The 22905-nt window shown below is 35.5% G+C and carries 18 protein-coding genes; 4 read left to right on the top strand and 14 right to left on the bottom strand.

Annotation, left to right across the window (positions count from 1 at the left end; genetic code table 11):
• Positions 1-22: 22 nt before the first annotated feature.
• Complete coding sequence (locus tag DFR57_RS09615; RefSeq protein WP_114352940.1) at positions 23-454, bottom strand: hypothetical protein; 432 nt, start codon at positions 452-454, stop codon at positions 23-25.
• Positions 455-559: 105 nt separating this feature from the next.
• On the opposite strand from DFR57_RS09615, the gene DFR57_RS09610 reads away from it, so the two are divergent.
• Positions 560-823, top strand: a complete 264-nt coding sequence (locus DFR57_RS09610; protein ID WP_114352939.1) for a NifU N-terminal domain-containing protein — start codon at positions 560-562, stop codon at positions 821-823.
• A 44-nt stretch (positions 824-867) separates the two neighbouring features.
• Here the strand turns inward: DFR57_RS09610 and DFR57_RS09605 are convergent, their stop codons facing one another.
• Together DFR57_RS09605 and DFR57_RS09600 are read right to left on the bottom strand one after the other, a co-directional pair.
• A complete protein-coding gene (locus DFR57_RS09605; protein WP_114352938.1) occupies positions 868-1731 on the bottom strand; it encodes a BsuPI-related putative proteinase inhibitor in 864 nt (287 codons plus the stop codon).
• 49 nt (positions 1732-1780) lie between these two features.
• Positions 1781-2629, bottom strand: coding sequence for a YitT family protein (locus DFR57_RS09600; protein WP_114352937.1), 849 nt, complete (start codon positions 2627-2629; stop codon positions 1781-1783).
• A gap of 185 nt (positions 2630-2814) precedes the next feature.
• Between DFR57_RS09600 and DFR57_RS09595 the strand changes: the two genes are divergently transcribed.
• Both DFR57_RS09595 and DFR57_RS09590 read left to right on the top strand, forming a co-directional pair.
• Entirely contained in the window at positions 2815-3675 is an 861-nt protein-coding gene (locus tag DFR57_RS09595) for a DegV family protein (protein ID WP_114352936.1), read from the top strand.
• A 296-nt stretch (positions 3676-3971) separates the two neighbouring features.
• Positions 3972-5327, top strand: a complete 1356-nt coding sequence (locus tag DFR57_RS09590; protein WP_114352935.1) for an MATE family efflux transporter — start codon at positions 3972-3974, stop codon at positions 5325-5327.
• Between the two features lie 72 nt (positions 5328-5399).
• Here the strand turns inward: DFR57_RS09590 and DFR57_RS09585 are convergent, their stop codons facing one another.
• The 5 genes from DFR57_RS09585 to DFR57_RS18260 form a co-directional block, all read right to left on the bottom strand.
• Positions 5400-6845, bottom strand: a complete 1446-nt coding sequence (locus DFR57_RS09585) for an alpha-amylase family glycosyl hydrolase (RefSeq protein ID WP_114352934.1) — start codon at positions 6843-6845, stop codon at positions 5400-5402.
• Between the two features lie 210 nt (positions 6846-7055).
• Complete coding sequence (gene asnB / locus DFR57_RS09580; protein ID WP_114352933.1) at positions 7056-8903, bottom strand: asparagine synthase (glutamine-hydrolyzing); 1848 nt, start codon at positions 8901-8903, stop codon at positions 7056-7058.
• Positions 8904-9331: 428 nt separating this feature from the next.
• A complete protein-coding gene (locus tag DFR57_RS09575) occupies positions 9332-10309 on the bottom strand; it encodes a glycosyltransferase family 4 protein (protein ID WP_114352932.1) in 978 nt (325 codons plus the stop codon).
• Between the two features lie 63 nt (positions 10310-10372).
• Positions 10373-10747: a polysaccharide pyruvyl transferase family protein gene (locus DFR57_RS09570; RefSeq protein WP_114352931.1), complete on the bottom strand. Its 375-nt coding sequence runs from the start codon at positions 10745-10747 to the stop codon at positions 10373-10375.
• A 585-nt stretch (positions 10748-11332) separates the two neighbouring features.
• A complete protein-coding gene (locus DFR57_RS18260; RefSeq protein WP_170132954.1) occupies positions 11333-11485 on the bottom strand; it encodes a hypothetical protein in 153 nt (50 codons plus the stop codon).
• A 190-nt stretch (positions 11486-11675) separates the two neighbouring features.
• Here DFR57_RS18260 and DFR57_RS09565 point away from each other — a divergent pair, with 190 nt between their 5' ends.
• Positions 11676-11888 carry a hypothetical protein gene (locus tag DFR57_RS09565; RefSeq protein ID WP_114352930.1) on the top strand — a complete coding sequence of 71 codons (213 nt, stop codon included), beginning with the start codon at positions 11676-11678 and terminating at the stop codon, positions 11886-11888.
• Between the two features lie 110 nt (positions 11889-11998).
• Here DFR57_RS09565 and DFR57_RS09560 read toward each other — a convergent pair whose 3' ends face one another.
• The 6 genes from DFR57_RS09560 to addB all read right to left on the bottom strand — a co-directional run bounded on the left by DFR57_RS09560 (position 11999) and on the right by addB (position 22781).
• Positions 11999-12367, bottom strand: coding sequence for a YisL family protein (locus DFR57_RS09560; protein ID WP_114352929.1), 369 nt, complete (start codon positions 12365-12367; stop codon positions 11999-12001).
• A 109-nt stretch (positions 12368-12476) separates the two neighbouring features.
• Entirely contained in the window at positions 12477-12986 is a 510-nt protein-coding gene (locus DFR57_RS09555) for a GDYXXLXY domain-containing protein (protein ID WP_114352928.1), read from the bottom strand.
• Positions 12983-14188 carry a DUF2157 domain-containing protein gene (locus tag DFR57_RS09550; RefSeq protein ID WP_114352927.1) on the bottom strand — a complete coding sequence of 402 codons (1206 nt, stop codon included), beginning with the start codon at positions 14186-14188 and terminating at the stop codon, positions 12983-12985. The genes DFR57_RS09555 and DFR57_RS09550 overlap by 4 nt, the downstream gene beginning before the upstream one ends.
• Positions 14188-15363, bottom strand: coding sequence for a DUF418 domain-containing protein (locus DFR57_RS09545; protein ID WP_114352926.1), 1176 nt, complete (start codon positions 15361-15363; stop codon positions 14188-14190). Before DFR57_RS09545 ends, DFR57_RS09550 begins: the two co-directional genes overlap by 1 nt.
• Positions 15364-15579: 216 nt before the next feature.
• Positions 15580-19299: a helicase-exonuclease AddAB subunit AddA gene (addA, locus tag DFR57_RS09540; protein ID WP_114352925.1), complete on the bottom strand. Its 3720-nt coding sequence runs from the start codon at positions 19297-19299 to the stop codon at positions 15580-15582.
• The gene (gene addB, locus DFR57_RS09535; protein ID WP_114352924.1) at positions 19299-22781 is read right to left on the bottom strand and encodes a helicase-exonuclease AddAB subunit AddB; all 3483 of its coding nucleotides are present in this window, start codon (positions 22779-22781) and stop codon (positions 19299-19301) included. Before addB ends, addA begins: the two co-directional genes overlap by 1 nt.
• Between the last annotated feature and the right edge of the window lie 124 nt (positions 22782-22905).

Here is a 22905-nt window from a genome sequence, read left to right as displayed (position 1 = left end):
GTAAAGCAATCAAGTAGTTGCTTTACCTTTTTCCTTTCAGAGCATAGATAATAAGAATTAAACCATAAATAACATGACCTATCATCCAGGTCACGATAGCAAAGCCATCAAACAATGCTGGTGTTTCTTTATTTGCTAAAAATGTTAACGGAAAGTAACTTAGCGCAGCTCCTCCACATAATAACCCAGCAACTATATATACTTGGCGATTTGTTCTTGATTTTTTTGTCAGAAAAAGCAGAAAAACAAGTGATATTGCCCAGGAAATAATTAGGTGTAAGAACCACTCTCCCACTATAGTGAGATTAATATCAGATAGCAGTGGGATAAAATCAACATTCAATAATAGCGTGTATACCTTTAAATGAAACAATTCTTCTATAGACCATAAAAAGAAGCCTAAAACAAATCCAGATATCGTACCCAGCCATACTCCCTTTATAAAAATATGCATGCTCTCCCCCTTTAAAATATTATTTAACATTGTGAATTAAAATCTTTTGAAAACAACTAATTTCTGCTATGATTGACTTAAGTACGTTTTGAAGGAGGAACAATCATGACAATTCATGTCGATGAAACACCGAACCCTAATGCAATGAAATTTACAAGTGACAAAATGATCTTTGAAGGTAATAATAGTATTTCCGTTATGCCAGGTCAGACAAGTGAGCATGAAGTTTTAAATGAATTAATGCAACTTGATCCAGTTGATAATGTATTTGGATTTCAAAATTTTATCACCGTAAACAAGAAAATGGATGCTGAGTGGGATACACTCATTCCGCAAGTTGAGCAAATTTTAACCAACCAAGGATATTAGAAAGTTAGATGTTTCCATGAAACAAAGAAGGTAGCTTATAAAAGCTACCTTCTTTCTAATATAATAGGCTTTTCTTCTCCTCTTTGTCCATCGTTAAGCGTATAGAGAACCAACATGACGGTTGAATTGGAGCTTAATAATTCAGGTTCAATCTTGATCTCAAATCTAAAATGGTTTTCAGATGGATTTGTTCTTTCTATTTCAGTTTCTGTTATCAATTGATTGTGCCCATCTTCGACTGTGTATGCAGCCTTTTCAACGTCTGAAGTAAATTGACCAGTAACCATATACTGCCCATCTTTCCCGTCAACCTCGACGTTTTGAAAATCACCTTCCGCTACTTCTTCTGTATTTTCATTCTGTAACTCCAATTCAAAAGACTGCGTAAAAGGGGTATCTTCTACCACTTGTTTATTTAATTCAGCCGGTATGATGGTCAGCTCCACTTGATACGAGCCACTGGGTAAATTCTTGCTCTCCTCCCACTCTTCCTGCCATGTAAGTTTTTCTCCTTTAGCTAATGACTTTTCCACTAAAGCTTCTGTAAACATTTTACCCTCTGCATAGTGATAAACGGTTTCATTTTCTTCATTTGTAACAATTATATCGAATTGTTTTCCTGAAGAAAAAAGTAAGTTTATTTCTTCATTATTTTCATTTGCTAGAGAAAAGTTGAATGTGACAACACCATTATTAACATTTGTATTTGATTCCATGATCATATTCTCTAATAATGCGTCTATATTTTCATTAGTAGAATCTGTTTCGGGTTCTTCTTCCGGCAACTCTTCTGGTGGCCCCTCATTCGGTAAAGATTGATTTGTATTTTTTGTGTCGTCGCCATTTGTTCCACATGCAATTAGCAACATCAATAACATTATAAATAAACTGCTTTTGAATATTTGCATAATATAGCCCCCTTTTTACTCTATTAGACGCTCCCCGCTAAGAAAGGTTTCAATCATTTCTTCGAAAGAACCCAAATATACCTGCTGTCTCCACGATATTTGTAAAGGCGTTTGGATCTACTTCTTTAATAATTCTTTCTAAATCATATAATTCATAACGTGTGATCACTAAATAAAGCATGTGTTTATCTTCTTTCGTATATGCCCCTTTAACTGGCAATATTGTTATCCCTCGGACCATTGTATCATGTATAGACTGCTGCAAGGCATCTGCTTCCGTTGTAACGATCATAGCAGTAACTTTTTCGTGTCTAGTATGGATTCCGTCAATTACTCGAGTAGTAACGTATAAAGCTAAAAGCGTATAAAGCGCATTTTCAGGTTCGTTGATTAAACCAGCAAAAACAATTATTAATCCGTTTATCGCCATTAAATAACCACCAATAGGACGATCCTTTAATCTAGATAAGTACATGGCGATAATATCAGATCCTCCCGTTGAAGCACCCCATTTTAAAGTAATACCAATACCAACACCAGCTATAACTCCACCAAAAACAGCATTCAGCATAATGTCTGTAGAGAGGCGCAGTACTGGTAATACTTCTAAAAAGAAAGAAATAGCTGCAACAGATAAAAAGCTATATATAGTAAAACCTTTACCTACTTTTAACCAACCCAATATTGCAACCGGAATATTCAGTATAAATAATATAATACCAGTACTAATGTTTTCTAATCCTAAGTAATCGGTGAATACACTCGATAATATTTGTGAAATCCCTGTAAAGCCACTTGCGTATACATTTGCGCCAATTAAGAAAAAGTTAAGTGCAACTGCGCTTAATATAGCTCCTATAATTACAATTGCGACTCGTTTTGCCTCCATTATAAACAAGCTGACTCCTCCTTTTTTCGTCCGTTATAATAACACACCTTTTTTCATTTACCCACACATTCTAACTGTTAATCATTATAAAAGAAAATCTTTTTGACTAATTAGATGGATGCGATTACACTTATATTAATCAATTTGCAACATGCGCATACTATAGATAAAATTAATTATGGAGGTGACTAGTTATGACTGTTAAAATTATTGCTGACTCAGCAAGTGATTTAACAAAAGAAATTTATGAGAAATACGATATTGACATGGCGCCGCTTACCGTCCAGCTAGATGATAAAAACTATGAAGATGGTGTTACCATTGATTCAAAAACTGTCTATGATGCATTGCGTGAAGGTAAAGCACCTAAAACAGCTCAAGTAAGTCCTAAAATTTTCAAGGAATTATTTGAAAAATATGCGAAAGAGAATAGAGAAGTATTATACTTAGCATTTTCATCAGAGCTCTCAGGTACATATCAAGCTGCCAAGCTGATGGAACAAGAAGTGAAGGAAGAATATCCTAACTTCCAGTTAACTGTTCTTGATACAAAATGCGCTTCACTTGGTTATGGATTAGTTGTTATTAGAGCAGCAGAATTAGCTAAAAGTGATGCGACATTAGATGAAGTCATTGAAATAAGCAAATACCATATTGAACATATGGAACATATTTTCACCGTTGATGATTTAGAATACTTGTATCGTGGTGGTCGTGTAAGTAAGACAGCGGCATTTGTCGGCACTTTATTAAAAGTAAAACCTCTTCTTCATGTAGAAGATGGAAAGTTAATCCCTTTAGAAAAAATTAGGGGTTCAAAAAAGGTAGTAAAACGAATGGTTGATGTAATGGAAGAGCGTGGTATCGATTTTAAAAATCAACCAATCGGGATTAGCCATGCTGATGCAGAAGATAAGGCAGAATTACTTGCTGATCTCATTCGAGAGCGCTTCGGTGCAGAGGAAATTCGCATTCATATGATTGGATCTTCCATTGGCGCACACGTCGGACCAGGAACCCTCGCTCTATTCTTTTTGAATCGTCCTTATAAATAGTTATACACTTCATATTCAATGCAGACAATAAACTCGGGTTTCTTCCCGAGTTTTTTATATGTTTTTAAACGGCTCTATCCCTTGTATCAGCATTAGTATATCAAGTAATGAAAACTAATTCAGACTAAGCATATATAAGAAGAAATACTCCGCTTCAAGTGATTCAGTCAATTCTTATTCTTCGCTAGAATTTTCTACCTTATACTCTTCACAAATTCTCTATTGCTATTTTTCAAAAAAGTTGTAAAGTAATAGGTATTGAAAAAATGAGCGGACTCTAGAAATGAGGAAGACAGATGGAACAAAAAAACACAAAAAAATTAACTTTATTCACTTTAACATGGCCTATTTTCATTGAAATCTTACTACATATGTTAATGGGTAATGCCGATACTTTAATGCTCAGTCAATATTCCGATCACTCAGTGGCTGCTGTTGGTGTGTCCAATCAAATCTTATCTGTTGTTATTGTGATGTTTGGTTTTGTAGCAGCAGGTGCATCTATATTGGTGGCACAAAATTTAGGTGCCGAAAAATCTAAAAATGCAGGACAAATTGCCGTTACATCCATTAGCTTGAATTTATGGTTTTCACTGTCCATTAGTTTGTTTTTATTCTTTTTCAGTACTTCTATTTTAAATATTATGGATTTGCCTGAAGAATTAATGGGGGAAGCGACCCTTTATTTAAATATTGTAGGTGGATTCATGTTTGTCCAAGCTTTAATTATGACAGTCGCTGCTATATTACGTAGTTATGGATTCACGAAAGATACGATGTACGTCACGATTGGGATGAATATCATAAACGTCATCGGTAACTATTTCGTTATTTTCGGACCCTTTGGTTTTCCAGTTTTAGGCGTCGAGGGTGTAGCATACTCGACGATGATTAGTAGATTTTTAGGGTTTATTGTGTTGCTAGTTATTCTAGTAAAGAGAAGCAATCATCAACTGCCTTTTTTATCTTTTTTCCGCTATCAAAAAGAACACGTCGCCCAGCTATTAAAAATCGGTATCCCTTCAGCAGGAGAACAATTATCTTATAATACGAGTCAGATGGTAATTACCTACTACGTGGCCCAAATGGGAACAATCGCGATAACAACAAAAGTATATGTCCAAAATATTATGATGTTTATTCTTTTATTTTCGATCGCTATTGGACAGGGTTCGCAAATATTGATAGGGCATATGATAGGTGCAGGCGAAATTAAAAATGCTTATCACCGTGGTTTAAAAAGTCTAAAGATAGCTCTTGTTATTAGTACGATATCTGCAATTATCATCTATTTTTCAGCTGAGTTTCTCCTTGGCATTTTCACAGATGATACAACAATTGTAGAAAAAGGTATGCTGCTTTTACTCATCACCATTATTTTAGAACCTGGAAGAGCATTTAATTTGGTCCTTATCAACTCACTTCGAGCAACAGGAGATGTAAAATTCCCCGTAGTGATTGGTATCCTATCCATGTGGGGTGTTAGTGTAACCTTTGCTTGGTTCTTTGGTCTTTTCCTTGGTTTGGGGTTAATCGGGGTTTGGATTGCATTTATTGCAGATGAATGGTTGCGTGGTCTATTTATGTTGCAAAGATGGAAATCAAAAGTATGGGCTCGAAAGGCCTTTGTTCATTCTAAAGCCAAAACCTAAAAATTACATTCTCCACACGTTCATTTTGGGCGCTTCAATTAACTATGTCCAAAAATAAAAGTACTGTTCCAATTAGGAAGCAGTACTTTTATTTTTTCTACTTAAATAGATCACTGACCCTACAAACGTACCAAGAACCACTATAATAAAGCCAATAAAAAACCAATTAAAGCCTTCATCATTTTCTACAACAAAGATATCGGCAGTTTCTCTATCTAATGCAATTCGAAAGGTGCCATCATCCTGTTGTCTCACTATATTATCTTGTAGTAATCCTCTTAATTGCACATCTTCATGTAATCCTGATAAAGGAATCATATTTGATGTAGTATCGTTGTTTATAGCGATATATATTGTTTCTTCTTCAGAAGCTCGCTTATATAATGTCATCGCATTTTCATGAGCAACTACTTCAACATCACCTATAGACATTACCTCAAACTCCTCATTTATTGCAGCAAGCTGTTCAAAATGACTAGTCATCTCTTCGTCAGCATTACCTAGCTGAGCCATTCTATGATCGGGTTCACTTTCACCGTTATCCATTGGCACTTCAGAGCCTTGATAAATCATCGGAACACCCGGTATAGTAGCTAAATAAGTCCATGCTAACTTCCATCTTGTTAAAGGATTATGGCCTTTTTTTATCGCTTCATGAGCAAATCTGGTAGTCATATGGCTATCTAAAAAAAGAATATCTTTATCATTAGTCAATAGCTCTTCAGAAGTAAATAATGGTTCTAGAACCTGACCAGGTTCAGAAAAAATTGTATTCGCAGCTTCATGGATAGTATCATTTATGTGATAAGATTCTTTTTGTTCACCTTCTAGCGCTACTTCACCATCAAAGATTAACATTGCTTCCTGATCTTGAACACTTACTTCATTTTCTAAAAGAGTAAGAAAGTCTTCAGGAGTATTTTCATTAATGTAGACCCGGTATCCATCAATACCAAATTCATTCATCCAATATTTAAAAGTTTCTATATAGTATTGTGCCACTACCGCTTCGTTAAAGTCAGGAGTAGGCAGATCTTCTCCCCATTGGTTACTTGTGGTGCCATTCAAATAATTTGCATCAGCATTTACCCAGTCATGAGTCGGACTAACATGCGTTAAAACAATATCTAAAATCACGTTCATATCTCTTTTTTCTGCTTCATCCATTAATTTTTTTAATTCCGTATCGGTACCGAAACTAGCATTAATCTTTTGATAATCAACGGTTAAAAATCCGTGATAACTTTGTGTTTGCATAATAGGACTAAGATTAATCGTATCAAAACCTAGTTCCTTAATTTTATCTAACTGGGTGATAACACCAGCTAAGTCACCACCATGAAAAGCATTCTCATCATCAATATCTGTTTCTTGATCGTTCTCTCCACTTCCATTTACATAGCGATCAACCATTATATAATAGATAGAATCTTCTTTCGGAGCAGCATGAACTGCAGGAATATATGTAAAAAACATTAGAAAGAGCATCACAAGTATAGTTAAGCGTATTTTATTCATATCTTTTCCTCCAAATTAATTATTATAAAAGTACAAAATTTTACTATTGATTAGCATTCTACATGCAAATATTGAGTTGTTAGATTTCAAAGATATTTTAGACTAAATAAATATCCCTTAAGCGGATTACACCTTCCACTTAAGGGACATGAACCATCCTATATTATATCTAGATGTGTGAAAATGTACAATTGATTCACTAGTTTTACTTTAGATTTTCAGTTTTATATCATAGGTCTTCAGCCAATGATCGATTTGTGCTAAGTGTGCAAGTAATTGTGGCCCAGCCATTAGCTGCCCGAACCAAGGTGTTTTTAATTCATTTACATCCTGTTCGACCATTTTTTTCACTTCTGTTCTATCCAACACTTCAAATAACCTCGAATCCTTATCTTTAATAATTTCATTCATCCAATCCACTACCGCTTTTGTATAGGCTGGATGATGTGTTTTGGGATAGGGGCTTTTTTTACGGAACAAAATTTCATCAGGTACATAGCCTGTTAAAGCCTCCCTAAAAATACCTTTTTCCCTGCCACCTAGCTGTTTCATTTCAAAAGGAATATTCCAAACGTACTCTACTAAACGATGATCACTAAAAGGTACCCTTGCTTCAAAGCCTGCCCCCATACTCATCCGATCTTTTCTATCTAATAGTGTTGGCATAAACCAATGCATATTTAAATAAAACATTTCTCTTCTAGCTTTTTCTATGTCCGTTTCTCCTTCTAATACTGGAGTTTCTTTGATGGTCTCGTGGTAACGTTTTTTCATATATCCTTCCAAATCAAGGGTATTTTTAATATTTTCTCTTAATAGATTGTGTCGTAATTCACTTGATCTTATCCAAGGAAAAGCATTTCTGTTTAGATCATCCGTTTGTTTAAACCAAGGATATCCTCCAAAAATTTCGTCAGCGCATTCTCCTGAAAGAGCTACAGTTACATGTTTTTTTGATTCTTGACAAAGCCATAATAAAGAAGCATCAACATCAGCCATTCCAGGTAGATCTCGATAATAAACAGCTGTCTTTAATAAATCTACTAGCGTATTTTGATCGATAACAAATCGATGATGATCTGTGTTTAATGAGCTTACCATTTTTTCAATAAAAGGTTGATCATGATTCGGTTGAAAATCACTTGTTTTAAAATACTTGTCATTTTCTTCATAATCAATAGAAAAAGTATGCAAATTGGGTTTCCCCTCTTTTTGCAGATAACGTGTTGCGACAGCTGTAATAGCACTAGAATCTATTCCTCCAGATAAGAATGTTCCTAATGGTACATCTGAAACAAGCTGTCTTTCTACTGCATCTAAAAATAAACTTTTAATCATACTAACTGTTTGTGAGGTGTTATCAACATGAGGTTCACTTTTCACATTCCAATAACGCTTGGTTTTCAACCCATTTTCATCAAAGATCCCCACATGTGCCGCTCGAAGCTCATGTATCCCTTGAAAGACACCATTTCCCGGGGTTCGTGATGGACCAAGTGCAAATATCTCAGATAATCCTTCTTGATCGAGGGTGGGTGTTATTTGGGAATGAGCGAGTAGCGCTTTTATCTCAGATCCAAATAACAAGCCTTCTTCCATTTCAGTATAAAAAAGCGGCTTAACTCCTAAACGATCTCTCGCAAGAAATAATTGCTTTTTTTTCTCAGACCAAATAGCAAATGCAAAAATCCCATTAAACCTTTCCACACAAGCTTCTTTCCACTCAATGTAACTTTTTAACAATACTTCTGTGTCTGAATGACCCTTAAATCTCCAGCCAAGCTGAGAAAGCGCATTTCTTAGTTCATCGGTATTGTATAATTCACCGTTGTATACAAGTGTGTAAGTCTCCCCATTATGCACTTCTTGCATCGGCTGTTTCCCGCCATCGGGATCGATGACAATTAACCGCTGGTGTCCGAAAGCAGCATGTGGGGACAGCCAAGTATTTTCTTCATCTGGTCCACGGTGTTTCAGGGAAGTTGTCATTCTCAAGATATTTTTTTCTTCATTTCGTAAATCTTTTTTATAATCGATCCAACCAGTTATGCCACACATTTTTGTTCCACCCTCTTTTGCATAGAATCTTCTTTTAGTCTATGCGCAAGAATATAAACATGTGTGTTTTCATTATTTTATATGTATGCGTCAAATGCTACACACGTATGCAACACAGCCTCCAGATGAGATGATCTTAATAGTTTAATTCTCGAAGGAGGCTTTTTGTGTCAGATAAAAAGCAGTTAGAATGGCAGACAAGAATGGATCATTGCAGAGAAAGCGGCCTTAGTACAGTTGCTTGATGTCGAAAAGAAAATATTAATATTCATCAAATATATTACTGAAAACGGAAGTTTGATCAACAAACAGATACTCCTTCTCCTAGAAATAAGCCCCTTTTTTCTTTTGATCTTTAAATAAATTTTTATTATTTATAAATTTAAACAATACATTCAACTCCCTTGAGATGGTATATTTTTTTAATATTAAACATTTAATTCCCTGCATTTATACATAAAATCAAACCACAACTTAGCTATTGGTTTAGGAAATGCCTTTTCGCTCTCTTTTAGCGCGGCTTCGACAAGCATGTCATAGTTACTAGAATCATTAAGCAATGCATCTAGTGCTAAGGCGAATTTTTCCAACGATTCTTTTGTCCAAACCAACATTTTTGGATCTTTTTCCGACTTGGTCCATTTCATTTCATTTAGTAACATTTGGCTACCTGCTACTTCCGGTATCGCACCTACTTTTGCTGCAATAATAGGTACGCCACTTGCCATCGCTTCTTTTACATGGGTAGCACCCGTTTCCCATTTACTACCGCACACAAGTACACTCCACGATCGCATCATCTTAGCTAATTCATCATGTGGAACTTGACTATAAATGGTTAAGTTAGGAAGCTCTTTTTCTAACCATAAATGTTGAAAGGCAGGTTTATTACCATGAACCATGACAAATTGAATATCTGGGAACCGACCAGCTAAATAGGGGATGACTTCCATTCCCTTTGTGGAAGGGTCTGGACTGTCTCTTCCAATCCATCCAACTGTTAACTGATTTGACTTTTCTCCTACGTGATATAGTTCATTGTCAATTATATTCGGAATAATGGATATATACTTTTCCGGGTAGTCACCCCATTTATTCAATAACAGCTTTTTGTGATATTCAGAATATACGACGGTTGGAATTGGTTTGGCAGGAGGTTCATTAGGGTAAATATTAGGGCCTATACTATAGTTTTGCTCTACATCTTTCATTTGATGGGAGTTCATAAAATAGTGATTCCACCAACCTGGTTCATATTTGGAAATAATTTTTATTTTATCCTCTTTATATAAGGGGTGTTGTCCTTTATTTGGTGCAAAACCAATTTCTAAATCATCTGGACATAACTGTGATAACCATTTGGCACGAATACTATTCTCTAAAACAGGACCTTTTGCATCGGCCATCCTAAAATAATCTAAATTAAATCTAAATTTAAAAATCGAATTCACCTCTATTTAATTTAACTTCTAAGGTTTCTCAGATACATTAAACTCTTTAATCAAAAATTCTGCTATACCAGGGAGTTTATGATAGTTTGTCGGTGTATAATAGATTTGTTTCCCTAGCATTACACCTGCAATCATCACATGGGCACGATCTGTACTAATTACTTCAAAGTGAGCTATGATACGAAGCCATTCTTCAAGATTATTGCAATGTAATCCCCTTCTGGATATATCAAGGTTATTGTCTGGTTTTACTTTTTGTGCTGATTCACCATCTGTACGATAAGCGTAAAGCTCTCGTTTTCCATTCGCTTTAAAAGGAGTAAAGTCAAAGAAAAATGCACAAAAGCATGGAATGACAACACTAACCAATCCTCGCACTCTCTCAAAAGTCATTCTAAATCTCCTTTCAGTTCGAATATATATCCAATCTATTCACAAGATTTAATATTTGTGTGGACAAATAGCTTGATGAAAATAAGGATTTTATTAAGTAACTTCGTGAAAATAACAATAATTAATGTTATCGAATTCAGATATAAAAGTGAGAAAGCGAATTCCAAACTTCTTACAGAAAGAGAAATTGAACATTTGAGGAAAAGGTTGCCAAACATCAATAGAAAAGACGATATTTCAATTTGTGTTTTCAATAGGATGTTGAATTGGAGAGATTATTTTAATATCATATACGAAATCCTCCTGTTGGCTTGTAAATTACGAAGGTTCAAGAGTTGTTCCTCGCTTCTTATAAGCTCAGCTTTTCTTTACGATAAAGCTCACAAAGGGGATAAACGTCTATTGGATTTGCCACAATATACACAATTGTGATTCTACAAAAATTAAAATAAGGGAAATATGAAAGTGTCCTGTTGACTCTAAAAATACCAAAGGTTCCGAACCGTCCAAGCCATTTTTTCAATTTCTTGAAGAAGCTCTATTAAATTACCTCAGGCATTAGAAACCTTTGGCATTGAACGTTCATTAAGCGAAAAAGGTACGCTTTATGACAATACCACTATTATTCATAACCCGTGCCACATGTGTTTGTTGGGCAATATCTACACTAACAACGACATGTCTATTGGAAGTTCTTTCAACTAGTTGATTTAGTTTGTCTCGCATGTTAAACGGCATATTTTAACATGCGAACCTGTGACATTACAGGAAGCTTTAAGGGTTACCGAAAATTTCTTGTTGCTAGGAGGGAGTTTAAATATGAATCCAGTCGTGGGTATGGATGTCGCCAAAAGGGAAAATCAAGTACAGACATTTCTAGATAAGGGAAAACCTTATCATAAGAACTTTAGTATTCAACACAATCTTAATGGTCCCTGATCCCAAAAGTGAAGTAGAAGATAAGGGTGAAGAAGATAAAGAGATTTTATCTGTATTAAAAGAGCTTGAAATTATAAAGGCTGAGATGGATAAAGGAAAAAAGCAGAAAGACGTTGCTAGAGCAATTAGCACATGTCAAGAAACAGTAGCAAGCACTTATTTTGAAAAGGATTATGATTGGAAACAAAATATAAAATGTTAATCATTAATTAAACGTTAATTTTCACTTCAGATTTCTAATTAATTTTCTTTCACAAAATTATATATTTTCATATAAAAAAACGCATCCAATAATGGATGCGTCCCCTTCATTTATCCGAAATAGAATCCGTAAGGCAATCGGAATAACCCTAATATAAGCGCAATTACGAATGCAACTACTAATTGAATCCAGAAACTTTTTGTTGCTTTACCTTTTGAAGTTTTCACTAGAATCATTTCCATACTTACGATTACCCATAGGCCAGCTAAACTTTTTACAATAACTTCGCCCATCGGCAGTCCTGAAGCTCTAAAGTATTCTGCTAATAAATCGCCACCAGAATATAGGATGAATAAATAATCCAAACGTAGAATCATGTGAACAATTTTACCAGGCTTTTTCCCTTGTTTGTAAAAACTATAAGATACAAACAACAGAATTAACGCTAAAACCCAACCTGTAATATGTAGATGTGTCAATTTCTTTCCCCCAATCTTTGTTTTTCAACTGATTAGTTGGCGTTTTCCCCAAACCCAAACTATCTAATCTTATAGTAGCATTAAATTGTGAATTTTTCATGAATAATACCTATTCAACTTCAACAATCTTTTTCTGCCCCCACGGAGCAACGGCAACTGTTACATCAAGTTCACCTGAAGCTTCAAATTTTCCCCCTGTATTATCTTCAATATAGTAGCGATTAAAGCCTAGATTAATCCGATGCTTATCTTCTCCACTAAAATCATCATGGTAATCATATGTCGCTTTTAAAAGGCTTTGATGAGCTTCTGTAGTAAGCTTCTGATCAGATGCTTTTACTACTTCATGGTAACCATTATCCTTTTTTTCTAGCACAACATATACAACTTCCCCGTAATCTATTCTTTCTTCACTTCCAACCCATAATTCTCCATCAATTTCTTCAGCTTCATAGTCCAATATTAAATAATCACCATAAAAAACGTCTTGGGGATCAATTGGAACTGTTTCTAATTTTATTGTTTCTCCAAATATATCAATCATATAATACGATACCGATAAACCAATTAAGAATAAGGCTTGGGCTGCAATGAATAAAAATACTAAAGATCGCTTCATTTCTCTACCCCCTCCGAATTATCGGCTTTTAATCGTCTTCTTTTTTTCTCCAAAAAGTAACTTAATGTGAATAAAATAATCCCACCGATGAAGAAAAATAATGATTTATCAAGAAAGGCCCAAGCAAGATGAATGTAAGCAATAAAGGTGCTAATTAAAAAAGCAAGGGTACCATAGCTAATTGTCTCATTGTCTTCAATTCGATATCCATGAAATAAAAGCCCTAGTGAAAATACAAATAAAGCAATCATTGAAAGAACATCAGCCCATTCTCCTGCGAACAGAATTGGAATGAACAAGACTAATTGAGTATAGGTGTAAATTTGTTTTTTAAAATATTTTATTAGAATTGCTATGCTAAAAATAAACAACCACACAAAGAAAAATAGCCAATTTTTTTCTACAAAATTAATTATTTCACTTATAAAAAATGTTTCAATGCAAGTTACGATAAATATGGATAAGAGTGCCAACCATTTAAATGGTTCTTCAATAGCTCTTTTTCCAACAACCTCAGAAATAATATACACGATTAAAAACAAAACAATTAACCAATAGTAATCATAACTGTTCACAAATACCAGCATTAGAGATTGCACAATTAAACTAAGTGCAAATAAATAGCTATATAATTTATTTGCATAATGATACGTATAATGGCTAAAGCCTATAAGTAATAATGCAAAAAGCCATAAATTAAAAGTGTGATAAGTCATGAACTGATAAAATTGGCCAATCGTTAATATGGTAATTGCCACAACATACAATGGGACACGTTTATAAATCATAAATAATAGGAATGCTGCTATCGACCATATAATAAATGGAAAGGCTTGATAATAAGAATAATGATACATTTGTCCAGTTAGAAAAATTCCTGCACCAAAAATTAATAATCCGATTATTAACAAACCAATCCCCAGCATTTCTGACCTTTTTCTATAAACCCATTCTCCTGCTAGATAATAGCCCACCATAAATACTAATATAATTGCCATGTTTACCATGTCCGGTAAACTTTGTAGATTAGAAGCAATAAAGGTTAAAAATCCTAATCCTATAAATAAACTAGCAAACATTATTAGTAAATAGGAACGATTTTGAGCTGGGTATTTAGCCAAAATCTTTTCTGCCTGTTGAGCCGAGATGATCTCTTCCTCTACCCAGTCGTTAACCTCATTTTGCAGCTGATTCCGATTCATTAAGACACGCTCCGTTCTCTCTTGTTCGAGCCAATTCCCTTACCATAAATTAATCTGCGCCATAACCATTCTAAAGGTCCTCGTTTAAAGTAAGTAAGCCACAGCTTACTTAATACGATTTGAAGTGGAAAGACGATGAGTGCAATAGCTATGGTTTCTGCAGGGCTTAATTTGCCGTAAAAACCAAAACCAATGCCATAAAATATAAAAACACCTAATAACGATTGCAAAATATAATTTGACAAAGCCATTCTTCCTACATATTGCAATGGATAGAGAAGTTTTTTCATCTTTGGATAGCTTAGTGTAATCGTAACTAAATAAAAGATTGCGGACGCAGCCCCGCCTATAAAGTCCTGTAAAACCATGAGCCACATTGGATTCCCTATCAGATAAGCTCCAGCTTTGATTAATAAAAATAATACCAAGCTCAAAATCCATGCTTTCTTAAGAAAACGTTGATGCTCATGAATGTCATGTAACCATTTCTTCCTTGCAATGAGCATACCAAATAAAAACAATGGCAATAAGTTCATTAAGATTAAGATTAAACTAAAAGGGTTGGTGACAAAGAACCAATCTGATATGTTTTGACTTAAAACGTCAGAAAAGCTGCCTTTTCCATAATTAAACATAGCAGCATCTATTGCCGTTTGGTTAATCACATCCAAATAATCCCTAGCAAAGTACAATAATAAGGTATAAAGAAGAGTTGGAGCTAGTAACAAGGATAAACCCCATGCAATCAAGGTTTTATTTTTTCTCTTAATGAAAAGTAACAACAAAAATCCAACAAGGCTATATGTAAATAAAATATCACCATGCCAAATGAATAGAGCATGAATTAAACCGAAGCCGAGTAAAACAAATAGTCTTCGCAGCAAATACTTTTGTGCGTTTAGATTTTTCTTTGATAAGTTTTCTATAATAATTTGCATTCCAAATCCAAACAGGATTGAAAATAAAGAATAAAAGCTTGCTTGAAAGAAGATATCAATAAATATTTGAATTCCTCCACTACTACCTGCTCCCCAATAATTTTGCCCATTTCCATATAGGAAATACGGAGCATGAAAGGCAGGAAGGTTCACCATAAATATTCCAAAAATAGCAAATCCTCTTGCGACATCAATCCAAGTTAATCTTTTATCTATTGGCAATGCTTGATTTTCCATTAGTATTCTCCCCCACTTCTAATTCCACTGTTCTATTTCTCAATTATACTTCTTCTTTAGTACAAATTCGTTAGTACAAAGTTATATTCCTGCACTTTTTGTAGAATTTATGAAAAAATGATAATTTTATTCATAATAGAATGCTTATGTTTATTGATTATTTATATGATACAAAAAAGCTTGCGTATCCTAGATTAGAAACGCAAGCCTTATTTGTTATAACTGAATCAGTAAACTTTTATCAAAAAAGTAAAGATATTTTGCTGTAATTGGTTGCTTCCAAATTGATTCAAGTGCTTTTGCATAAAGATTTAATTGTGTTTCATACCGCTTTTTTAACGTATTTATTTTTTCAGCAGTGACTTCACCAGTGATTGTATCTGTCTTGTAATCCAAAAGGATCCAACCTTTTTCATCAGGAATGAGACAATCTATTACCCCTTGAATAAATACACGCTCATCTTTATCTATTGCATCGTCATTGTAAATCTCTTTTGCACTAAGTGTCATCGTAAAAGGCACTTCACGATGCACCTCTTCTACTTCTAATAACCTTTGCCCTATTTCTGTCTGAAACAATGCAAGAATCGCTTCTTGATCAACTGTCTCTGCTTCAGCTTCTGTTAGCATTTCCTTTTCAACCAATCTTGCAATAAATTCCTTTAAATCATTCTTGGCCCATTGCCTATCAAAAGGAAGATGTTGCATAACGGTATGCATCGCTGTCCCTATTTCTACAGCTGTTAGTTTTTTCTCCTCTTGCATGAAACGGGGCCTTCTTGTAATTGGCACTCGATTTGGTTCGATTAGCTTTGCGTCACTATTACTATCTCTAATTTCATTTTGTCTTTTAATCTCTGTGACAGATTGTTTCGCTCGATAGTTTACAGATGCTTGATAAGCATAAGTTTCATTTAGCTTTTCTACCACTTTTTCTTTCTCTGGGTCTGGCTCTATGTTAAGTGGGCTCCAATTTTGAATAGCATTTGTTAATTTTTCATTTTTCTCTAGCTTTTCATCCACCATATTCATAAAAATATTACTAGCAATTCTCGTGACTTTCCATTTAGAGTTGTCTAAGTAAACAGCTTCTGCGTTACTTGGTGGCTTCTCACTTGATAAAACACTAGCACTTTTATGCCGAATTAAGCTGGCCCCCACCCAATCTAAGTACGTTTTAGCGTCGAGACGAAAATGAGATGGCAATGTCCATTCTGTGTGATTTTTAATCATTTCCCATTTTTCTATTTTTTTATCTAAATCACTGACAGTACCTACCATCACTAGTTTTTCTTTAGCACGTGTTAAGGCAACATATAATACACGCATTTCTTCTGCCCACATTTCTCTTTGCATCGCTGTCTTAAGTGCATGATATGCAAGAGTTGGATACATGATTCTTTTTTCTGGGTCGATATATTTACTGCTAAATCCCAATTCCTTGTGCAGTAGATATTTTTCCCGTAAATCCTGTTGGTTAAATTGCTTACCCATCGCTCCTACTATTACAGCAGGAAACTCTAGTCCCTTACTCTTATGAATCGTCATAATCCTTACAACATCTTCTTGTTCCCCAAGTGCTTTTGCTGCACCCAAGTCATCTCCTTTTTCCTCCATGCGCTCAATAAAACGCAAGAATCGGAATAATCCCCGGAATGAAGTGGATTCATAGCTTCTAGCACGATCATAGAGTGCGCGTAAATTAGCTTGACGCTGCCGCCCTCCCGGAATACCACCAACAAAATCATAATAACCAGTTCCACGGAAGATATTCCAAATCAATTCTGATAATGCACCTTGTCTTGCTTGTTTTCGCCATTCTTTTAATTGTTGTAAAAATGTTGCTAATCTCGATTGAAGTGGGCTGTCTTCCGCTTCCTTTACATAGGTTACTAACGCTTCGTAATAGGAAGCCCGCTTTTTGGCAAGTCTGATCTGTGCTAAGTCATCTTCGTTAATATCAAGAATAGGCGAACGTAAAACAGAAGCAAGCGGAATGTCCTGTCTTGGATTATCGATTACTTTTAGTAAACTAACCATTACACGAATTTCTATTGCCTGTAAGTAGCCTGCAGCCAGTTCTGCATAGACAGGAATCCCTTGTTTTTTGAATTCATCCATGATGGTCGGTGCCCATGTCATGGATCGCATCAAAATAACAACATCACGGTAGTTTATATTGCGCTGGTTACCCGTTTGTTTATCCACTACTTGAAGCGGTTCTTGTTCCCCATCACCGATCCATTCTTTTATTTTCTTCGCATACGCACGCGCTTCAATTTGTGCTTTATCAATATCCTCGGTATTTTCATCCTCAGTTTGTGTAGTATCTTCTTCTTTTTCTGCTTGATCGATAATCATCAGTTCTGCTTCTGGATTTGCAAGTGGGACGTCGTCATATTCCCTATTTCCATATATAAGTTCTGCATCTTCGTTATAACTTACTTCGCCAACCTCTTCATCTAAGAGCTGTCTAAAAATAAAGTTTGCTCCAGATAAAACTTCTTCTCTACTTCTAAAGTTGCGAGCTAAATCAATACGATACCCTGGATCATCTGGTTTTTTAAAACGGTTATACTTTTCAATAAACAAAGAAGGCTCTGCATGTCTAAAACGGTAGATGCTTTGCTTTACATCGCCTACCATAAAAATATTACCGTTATTTTTTTGATTGGATACAAGAGTAATAATAGATTCTTGCACGAGATTAGTATCTTGATATTCATCAACTAATATTTCATTGTATTTTTGTTGTAAATTTAAGGCTAGGTTAGATGGCTTCATAGCTTCCACACTTGCCTCTTCATGCCGTAATAAATCGAGTGCAAAATGCTCAAGATCTGAGAAATCTACTAGTCCTTTTTCTTTTTTTGCTTGGCGATACCCTTCCTTAAAAGCTTTTACCATACCAATTAAGTGTTTTACTGTGGGATAGAGCTTGTGCATATCCCCTAAATGCGCAGCTAGAGCTCTTGTAAACCATTCTGACGAAAGCTTGTTCCACTTCTTCTTCACTTGGTCTCTCAGTGCTTTTACTTGGTCTTGCTTCGCTTTATCACAGTCCATTTTCTTTCTGGAAAGAGTTTTGAATTTTTCAGCTGAAAATACTTGACGCGCATGTTCCCATGAAAGTGCAAGGCTACCTTTAGCATCTTGAATCATTCGTAAATCTTCATCAAGTGCTTCAGCATAGGTATAAGGACCATCACTTTCCTTTGTAATTTCTAGAGCTTGTAGGGTTTGTGCTTCCATGGCATCCAATTGACGTTTTACTTCTTCTTTTAAAAGAACTAACCATGGTAATTGATCCTCGTCTACGTCTTCTTTCACATCATACATGTCTGCCATATTATCTAGCCATGCTTCGGGCCATGGATGCTTCATGGCAAACTCATATAACTGAAGGACTAAGGCTTCTACTTCGAGGTCACTTCGGTCATTCGAAAATCGATCGACTACATCAAAAAAAGCAGCTTGTTCCGCTTCTTCACTTCCGTACCAGGCTTCAAATAAATCCTCCAACACTTCCTGTCTAATCATGTCTCCTTCTACATCATCTGCAATTCTAAAATTTGGGTCGATATCAATGTTGTAAGCATTTTTGCGTACTAACTCCATACAGAAAGCATGTAGCGTTGAAATTTGAGCGTGCTGTAAGAGGGAAAGCTGCTTTTTTAAATGCAGTGAAGTTGGATCTTTTTCTAAAGCTTGGGCTAAAGCCTCCCCTACTCGATTTCTCATTTCTTGTGCCGCTGCATTGGTAAAGGTAACAACAAGTAAAGAATCAATATCAATCTGATTTTCTTTATTCAGTAATTTTTGAATAATCCGTTCCACTAAAACTGCTGTTTTCCCTGAGCCAGCTGCTGCTGCTACTAATATATTTTTTCCTGCCGTATAAATAGCATCTTGTTGCTCGTCTGTCCATTGTGGCATTAACCCTCACCTCGCTTAATTGCCTCTATTACTTCTGTGTCTTTCATTTTTGTTAATTTTCGGTAATTATTTTCTGCCAAGGTTGGATCAAATTGACATACCGATTTAAAGGAGCAAAACGTACATGCTGATTGTTGATTATTTTGAAATGGATTAAGATGGACGTTTCCTTGTGTAATATCAATCCCAGCATTTTGCATTAATTGGTGAATATACCCTCTTAATTGGTTAAATGTTTCTTCATCAGCGATATCTGAGCCTTTTCTGAATTCACCATTCTTCTTTAATCCTGCAGGTATGATTTTACTCATTCCTGTATCTAATTGGTCATCCATCAATGTCATAACATTCGCATCTTCCATTAATAAACCTTTCATTTTAAATTGCTTAAATAAAGCTTCTTCTAATTGATCTTCTTCAAGCATACTACTCTCGGATAACATTGGGTTATGCACATGGAAATAAAGCACTCCTGCCGGCTTTGCTTCTTTTCCTAGCCAAGTGTATGCATTTGATAAAATTACGTCTAAATAGGTTAGCATCTGGAGTGCGAGACCATAATAAACTTCTACTAAATTCAATCCTTTTGCACTTGATTTATAATCAATAATTCTTAGCCATAGTTGATCTTGTTCCATTGCCTTATCTACTCGGTCAATTCTACCTCTTAATTGCAGTGCATAGTCGTTTTGTAAATCGATCTCGATTGGATCTAATTGATTAGGATAGCCAAATCCCACTTCCAGTCCTACTGGTGAAAATGCACTTTTTCTTGCCTGTTCACTTAGAATAAAAGTAGCTCTCGCGATAACCGCTTCTAATTTCTTTTGAATATATTGATAACGATTGGAGCTATGCAAAATCTGATGCTGTAAAATAGGCGCTAAATTCGTCATCGCTTTTTTAGCATATTGCTTCGAATCTGGTAGCTCTATATCCTGAAAAGTTTTACCATCCTTTTGCACCCATTCTGTGATTTTCTTTAAAGCTTCATGAAAAAGCTGACCAATGTCAGGGGCATCGAGTTTATAGGTCGGCCGTTCTTCTAAACCTAGGCTATATTTAGCAAAATGTTGATAGGAACACCGATAGTACATTTCTAAACGAGAGACACTTGCTTTCATTTCTTTTGGATAAATATCCTTAACCGTCGTCTGATTTAAATTACTTACCTTATTTCGATAGAATAAGCCATTTAAAATTCGATAATTTACCCCTTTTTCAGGTTCATACTTCATATACCAATTCAGCACGTGATACCAAACAGAATCAATTGGGTAACCCCTAAATGCTTTTGAAAGTTGCGCCGTTAAAGCCCCTCTTGTTTTTACCGGGGTGGTAACAAAACGCGTGGCATCCTTCATCTCTTCTGGGTCTTGCAAGAATAGATGATCCGAACAATGGGAGAACAATTCCTCCATGCGTTTAATTAATGGAGAAGGCATTTTCTGTTTTCCTTCTTCATTGCTTATAGGATAGCTGATCCAAAGATGTTCGCTTGGCAGGGTAAACGCAAGATAAACATAGAACCAATCATCTAAAAGCTTTCGTTTACTGCCTTCCGCTAATTGGATGCCTGTATCTCTAAGCAAATCTCTTTCTTCTTCCGAAATAATGCTGTCACCACTTTGTTTCATTGGCCAAACGCCTTCATTCACACCTAAAAGAAAGGCTGCCTTCACACCAGTCATTCTTGAACGGTCAATCGAACCCACCACCACATGATCTAAGCTTGGTGGGACATGAGAAAATTGCAAGGAATCAAAACCTGCTTCGAGCACCTCACGAAAGGTTGTTAATTTCATTGGTTCTTTACCCGTTATTTCAGTTAATTCTTCTAGTAATTGCAGGATGCTATCCCATACTTGCTCTTGTTCTCTCGCCTTTTCCGGTTCCCCTTTTTCATCTTGTTCTGTGCGAATTTCTTCTAGTTTCGCTGGAACCTGGATTTTTTCCAACCACTCAAATAACACTATAGCTTTTTCTTTTGCTGTCTCTTTTGTTCTAAGGTGGTGATCAATCTCTTCTAGAGCAGAGACAACTTGATCACGATAATGGTTAATTCTTTCTTGGGTTTCTTTTTCAATATCCGTTTGGACGGTTTGATCAAAACCCTTGAATCGTTGAAATATCCAAGGTTTGTCACTCATCCAGTGAGATCTTCCACGAATCCCGTATTCAAGTACGTAGTTTTCTAACTCATCTATTGCCTCTTGATTAAGAGGGAATTGGGCGTTAGATGCCGGTATAAATTCCGTTTTCAGTAAGCGAAATAAGGTGTCATAGCGCCAATTACCTTCTACCACATCCAATAAGGAACGGATTAATTCAATTAAGGGATGATTTAACATCGTTCTTTTTTCATCGATAAAAACTGGAATATTATAATCTTGAAAAACAGTACGAATTAAATCGTGATAAACTGCTGATTCACGAATTAACAGAGCAATATCACGGTAGCGAAGCTTTTTCTCCCTTACAAGCTTTAGAATCTCTTGCGCGACACCTTCTACCTCTGCTCGAGGGTGAACGGCCTCTGCTATTTGTATTGGCACTTTCTCTTCATAGGTAGGAGCCGGTCGTATATCAAAATACTTTTCTAGATGAGAGAAATGCGGTGCTTCATGAAATATCCCTTTTTCTTCATTTAAGTCATCAACAGTTACTTTCACACCATTTTCTTCTGCTAATTGAAAAAGTGTTTGATAGGTTTCTTTCGTTTGGCAAAATAAATCTAATTCTGAAATTTGTTCTTCTTCCGGCTTATTCAATGTTAGCGTAATCGAAACTTTCGTCGCTTTTTTTATCAGCTGTTCGACAACTGCAAGCTCTTGAGGTGTGAAACGATGAAACCCGTCTAAGTAAACCTCGGTATTATCTAAAAAATCGGATTCTTCCAATTGCTCAGTTAAAATTTTCAACTGGTCTTCACTATCTATGTATGTACCAACCAATTCCGTTACTAGACGGTCGTAAATATAATATAAATCATATAATTTCTCTTTTAAGGCAATCTCGTGCTGTTCTAAATGCCTAAAGCTCTCTAATTCCTCTATTTTCATTGCTAATAATTCAGGTGTTACTTGGTAACGTTTAAACTCTGTTATCATTTGCTCCAATTGCTCAATAAAGCCTCTTTTTTCTATCGCTTTTTCGAAAACTTTCCATTCTTCCTTATGTTCTTCGACAATTTTTCGTAGCATCATTTGAATACCAGTGGAGCTAATAAACTTCCTTGTAGCACCGCCCACCTCTTGCATAACACGAAAAGAAAGGCGCGAAAAGCTGTAGACTTGCGCACGAATACTGCCGTTTACCTCATCGTTATTTAATAAAGCATATTCTTGTTGAAAGGTCATTTGATCAGGAACAATATATAAAATGGGAGGGCCCTTTGGATTCTCTCTTAACTTATCTTTTATTTGATCTACACATTGCTTACTTTTATCTTGGCCTGCGTTCCCAATAATTAATTCAAGCATCTAACACACCTTCTTCCTTGATTTCTTCCTACCCAACATTTCTTTATTATTTTAACACGATACAACTTTTTTTGATAGTTAAAAACAGAACGAATGTTCCTTTTCATTCCATTTAAAAAAGGAG

This window comes from Saliterribacillus persicus (assembly GCF_003337485.1).
Taxonomy (GTDB): domain Bacteria; phylum Bacillota; class Bacilli; order Bacillales; family Amphibacillaceae; genus Saliterribacillus; species Saliterribacillus persicus.
The sequence above is the reverse complement of the archived record's forward strand: the minus strand, read 5'-3'. Positions and strand labels throughout refer to the sequence as shown.

Excerpts from the sequence above, each read along its gene's own strand:
- DFR57_RS09615 (WP_114352940.1), bottom strand. The coding sequence starts at position 454 with ATGCATATTTTTATAAAGGGAGTATGGCTGGGTACGATATCTGGATTT.
- DFR57_RS09610 (WP_114352939.1), top strand. The coding sequence starts at position 560 with ATGACAATTCATGTCGATGAAACACCGAACCCTAATGCAATGAAATTT.
- DFR57_RS09605 (WP_114352938.1), bottom strand. The coding sequence starts at position 1,731 with ATGCAAATATTCAAAAGCAGTTTATTTATAATGTTATTGATGTTGCTA.
- DFR57_RS09595 (WP_114352936.1), top strand. The coding sequence starts at position 2,815 with ATGACTGTTAAAATTATTGCTGACTCAGCAAGTGATTTAACAAAAGAA.
- DFR57_RS09590 (WP_114352935.1), top strand. The coding sequence starts at position 3,972 with ATGGAACAAAAAAACACAAAAAAATTAACTTTATTCACTTTAACATGG.
- DFR57_RS09585 (WP_114352934.1), bottom strand. The coding sequence starts at position 6,845 with ATGAATAAAATACGCTTAACTATACTTGTGATGCTCTTTCTAATGTTT.
- asnB (WP_114352933.1), bottom strand. The coding sequence starts at position 8,903 with ATGTGTGGCATAACTGGTTGGATCGATTATAAAAAAGATTTACGAAAT.
- DFR57_RS09575 (WP_114352932.1), bottom strand. The coding sequence starts at position 10,309 with ATGGCCGATGCAAAAGGTCCTGTTTTAGAGAATAGTATTCGTGCCAAA.
- DFR57_RS09570 (WP_114352931.1), bottom strand. The coding sequence starts at position 10,747 with ATGACTTTTGAGAGAGTGCGAGGATTGGTTAGTGTTGTCATTCCATGC.
- DFR57_RS18260 (WP_170132954.1), bottom strand. The coding sequence starts at position 11,485 with ATGCCGTTTAACATGCGAGACAAACTAAATCAACTAGTTGAAAGAACT.
- DFR57_RS09565 (WP_114352930.1), top strand. The coding sequence starts at position 11,676 with ATGGTCCCTGATCCCAAAAGTGAAGTAGAAGATAAGGGTGAAGAAGAT.
- DFR57_RS09555 (WP_114352928.1), bottom strand. The coding sequence starts at position 12,986 with ATGAAGCGATCTTTAGTATTTTTATTCATTGCAGCCCAAGCCTTATTC.
- DFR57_RS09550 (WP_114352927.1), bottom strand. The coding sequence starts at position 14,188 with ATGAATCGGAATCAGCTGCAAAATGAGGTTAACGACTGGGTAGAGGAA.
- DFR57_RS09545 (WP_114352926.1), bottom strand. The coding sequence starts at position 15,363 with ATGGAAAATCAAGCATTGCCAATAGATAAAAGATTAACTTGGATTGAT.
- addA (WP_114352925.1), bottom strand. The coding sequence starts at position 19,299 with ATGCCACAATGGACAGACGAGCAACAAGATGCTATTTATACGGCAGGA.
- addB (WP_114352924.1), bottom strand. The coding sequence starts at position 22,781 with ATGCTTGAATTAATTATTGGGAACGCAGGCCAAGATAAAAGTAAGCAA.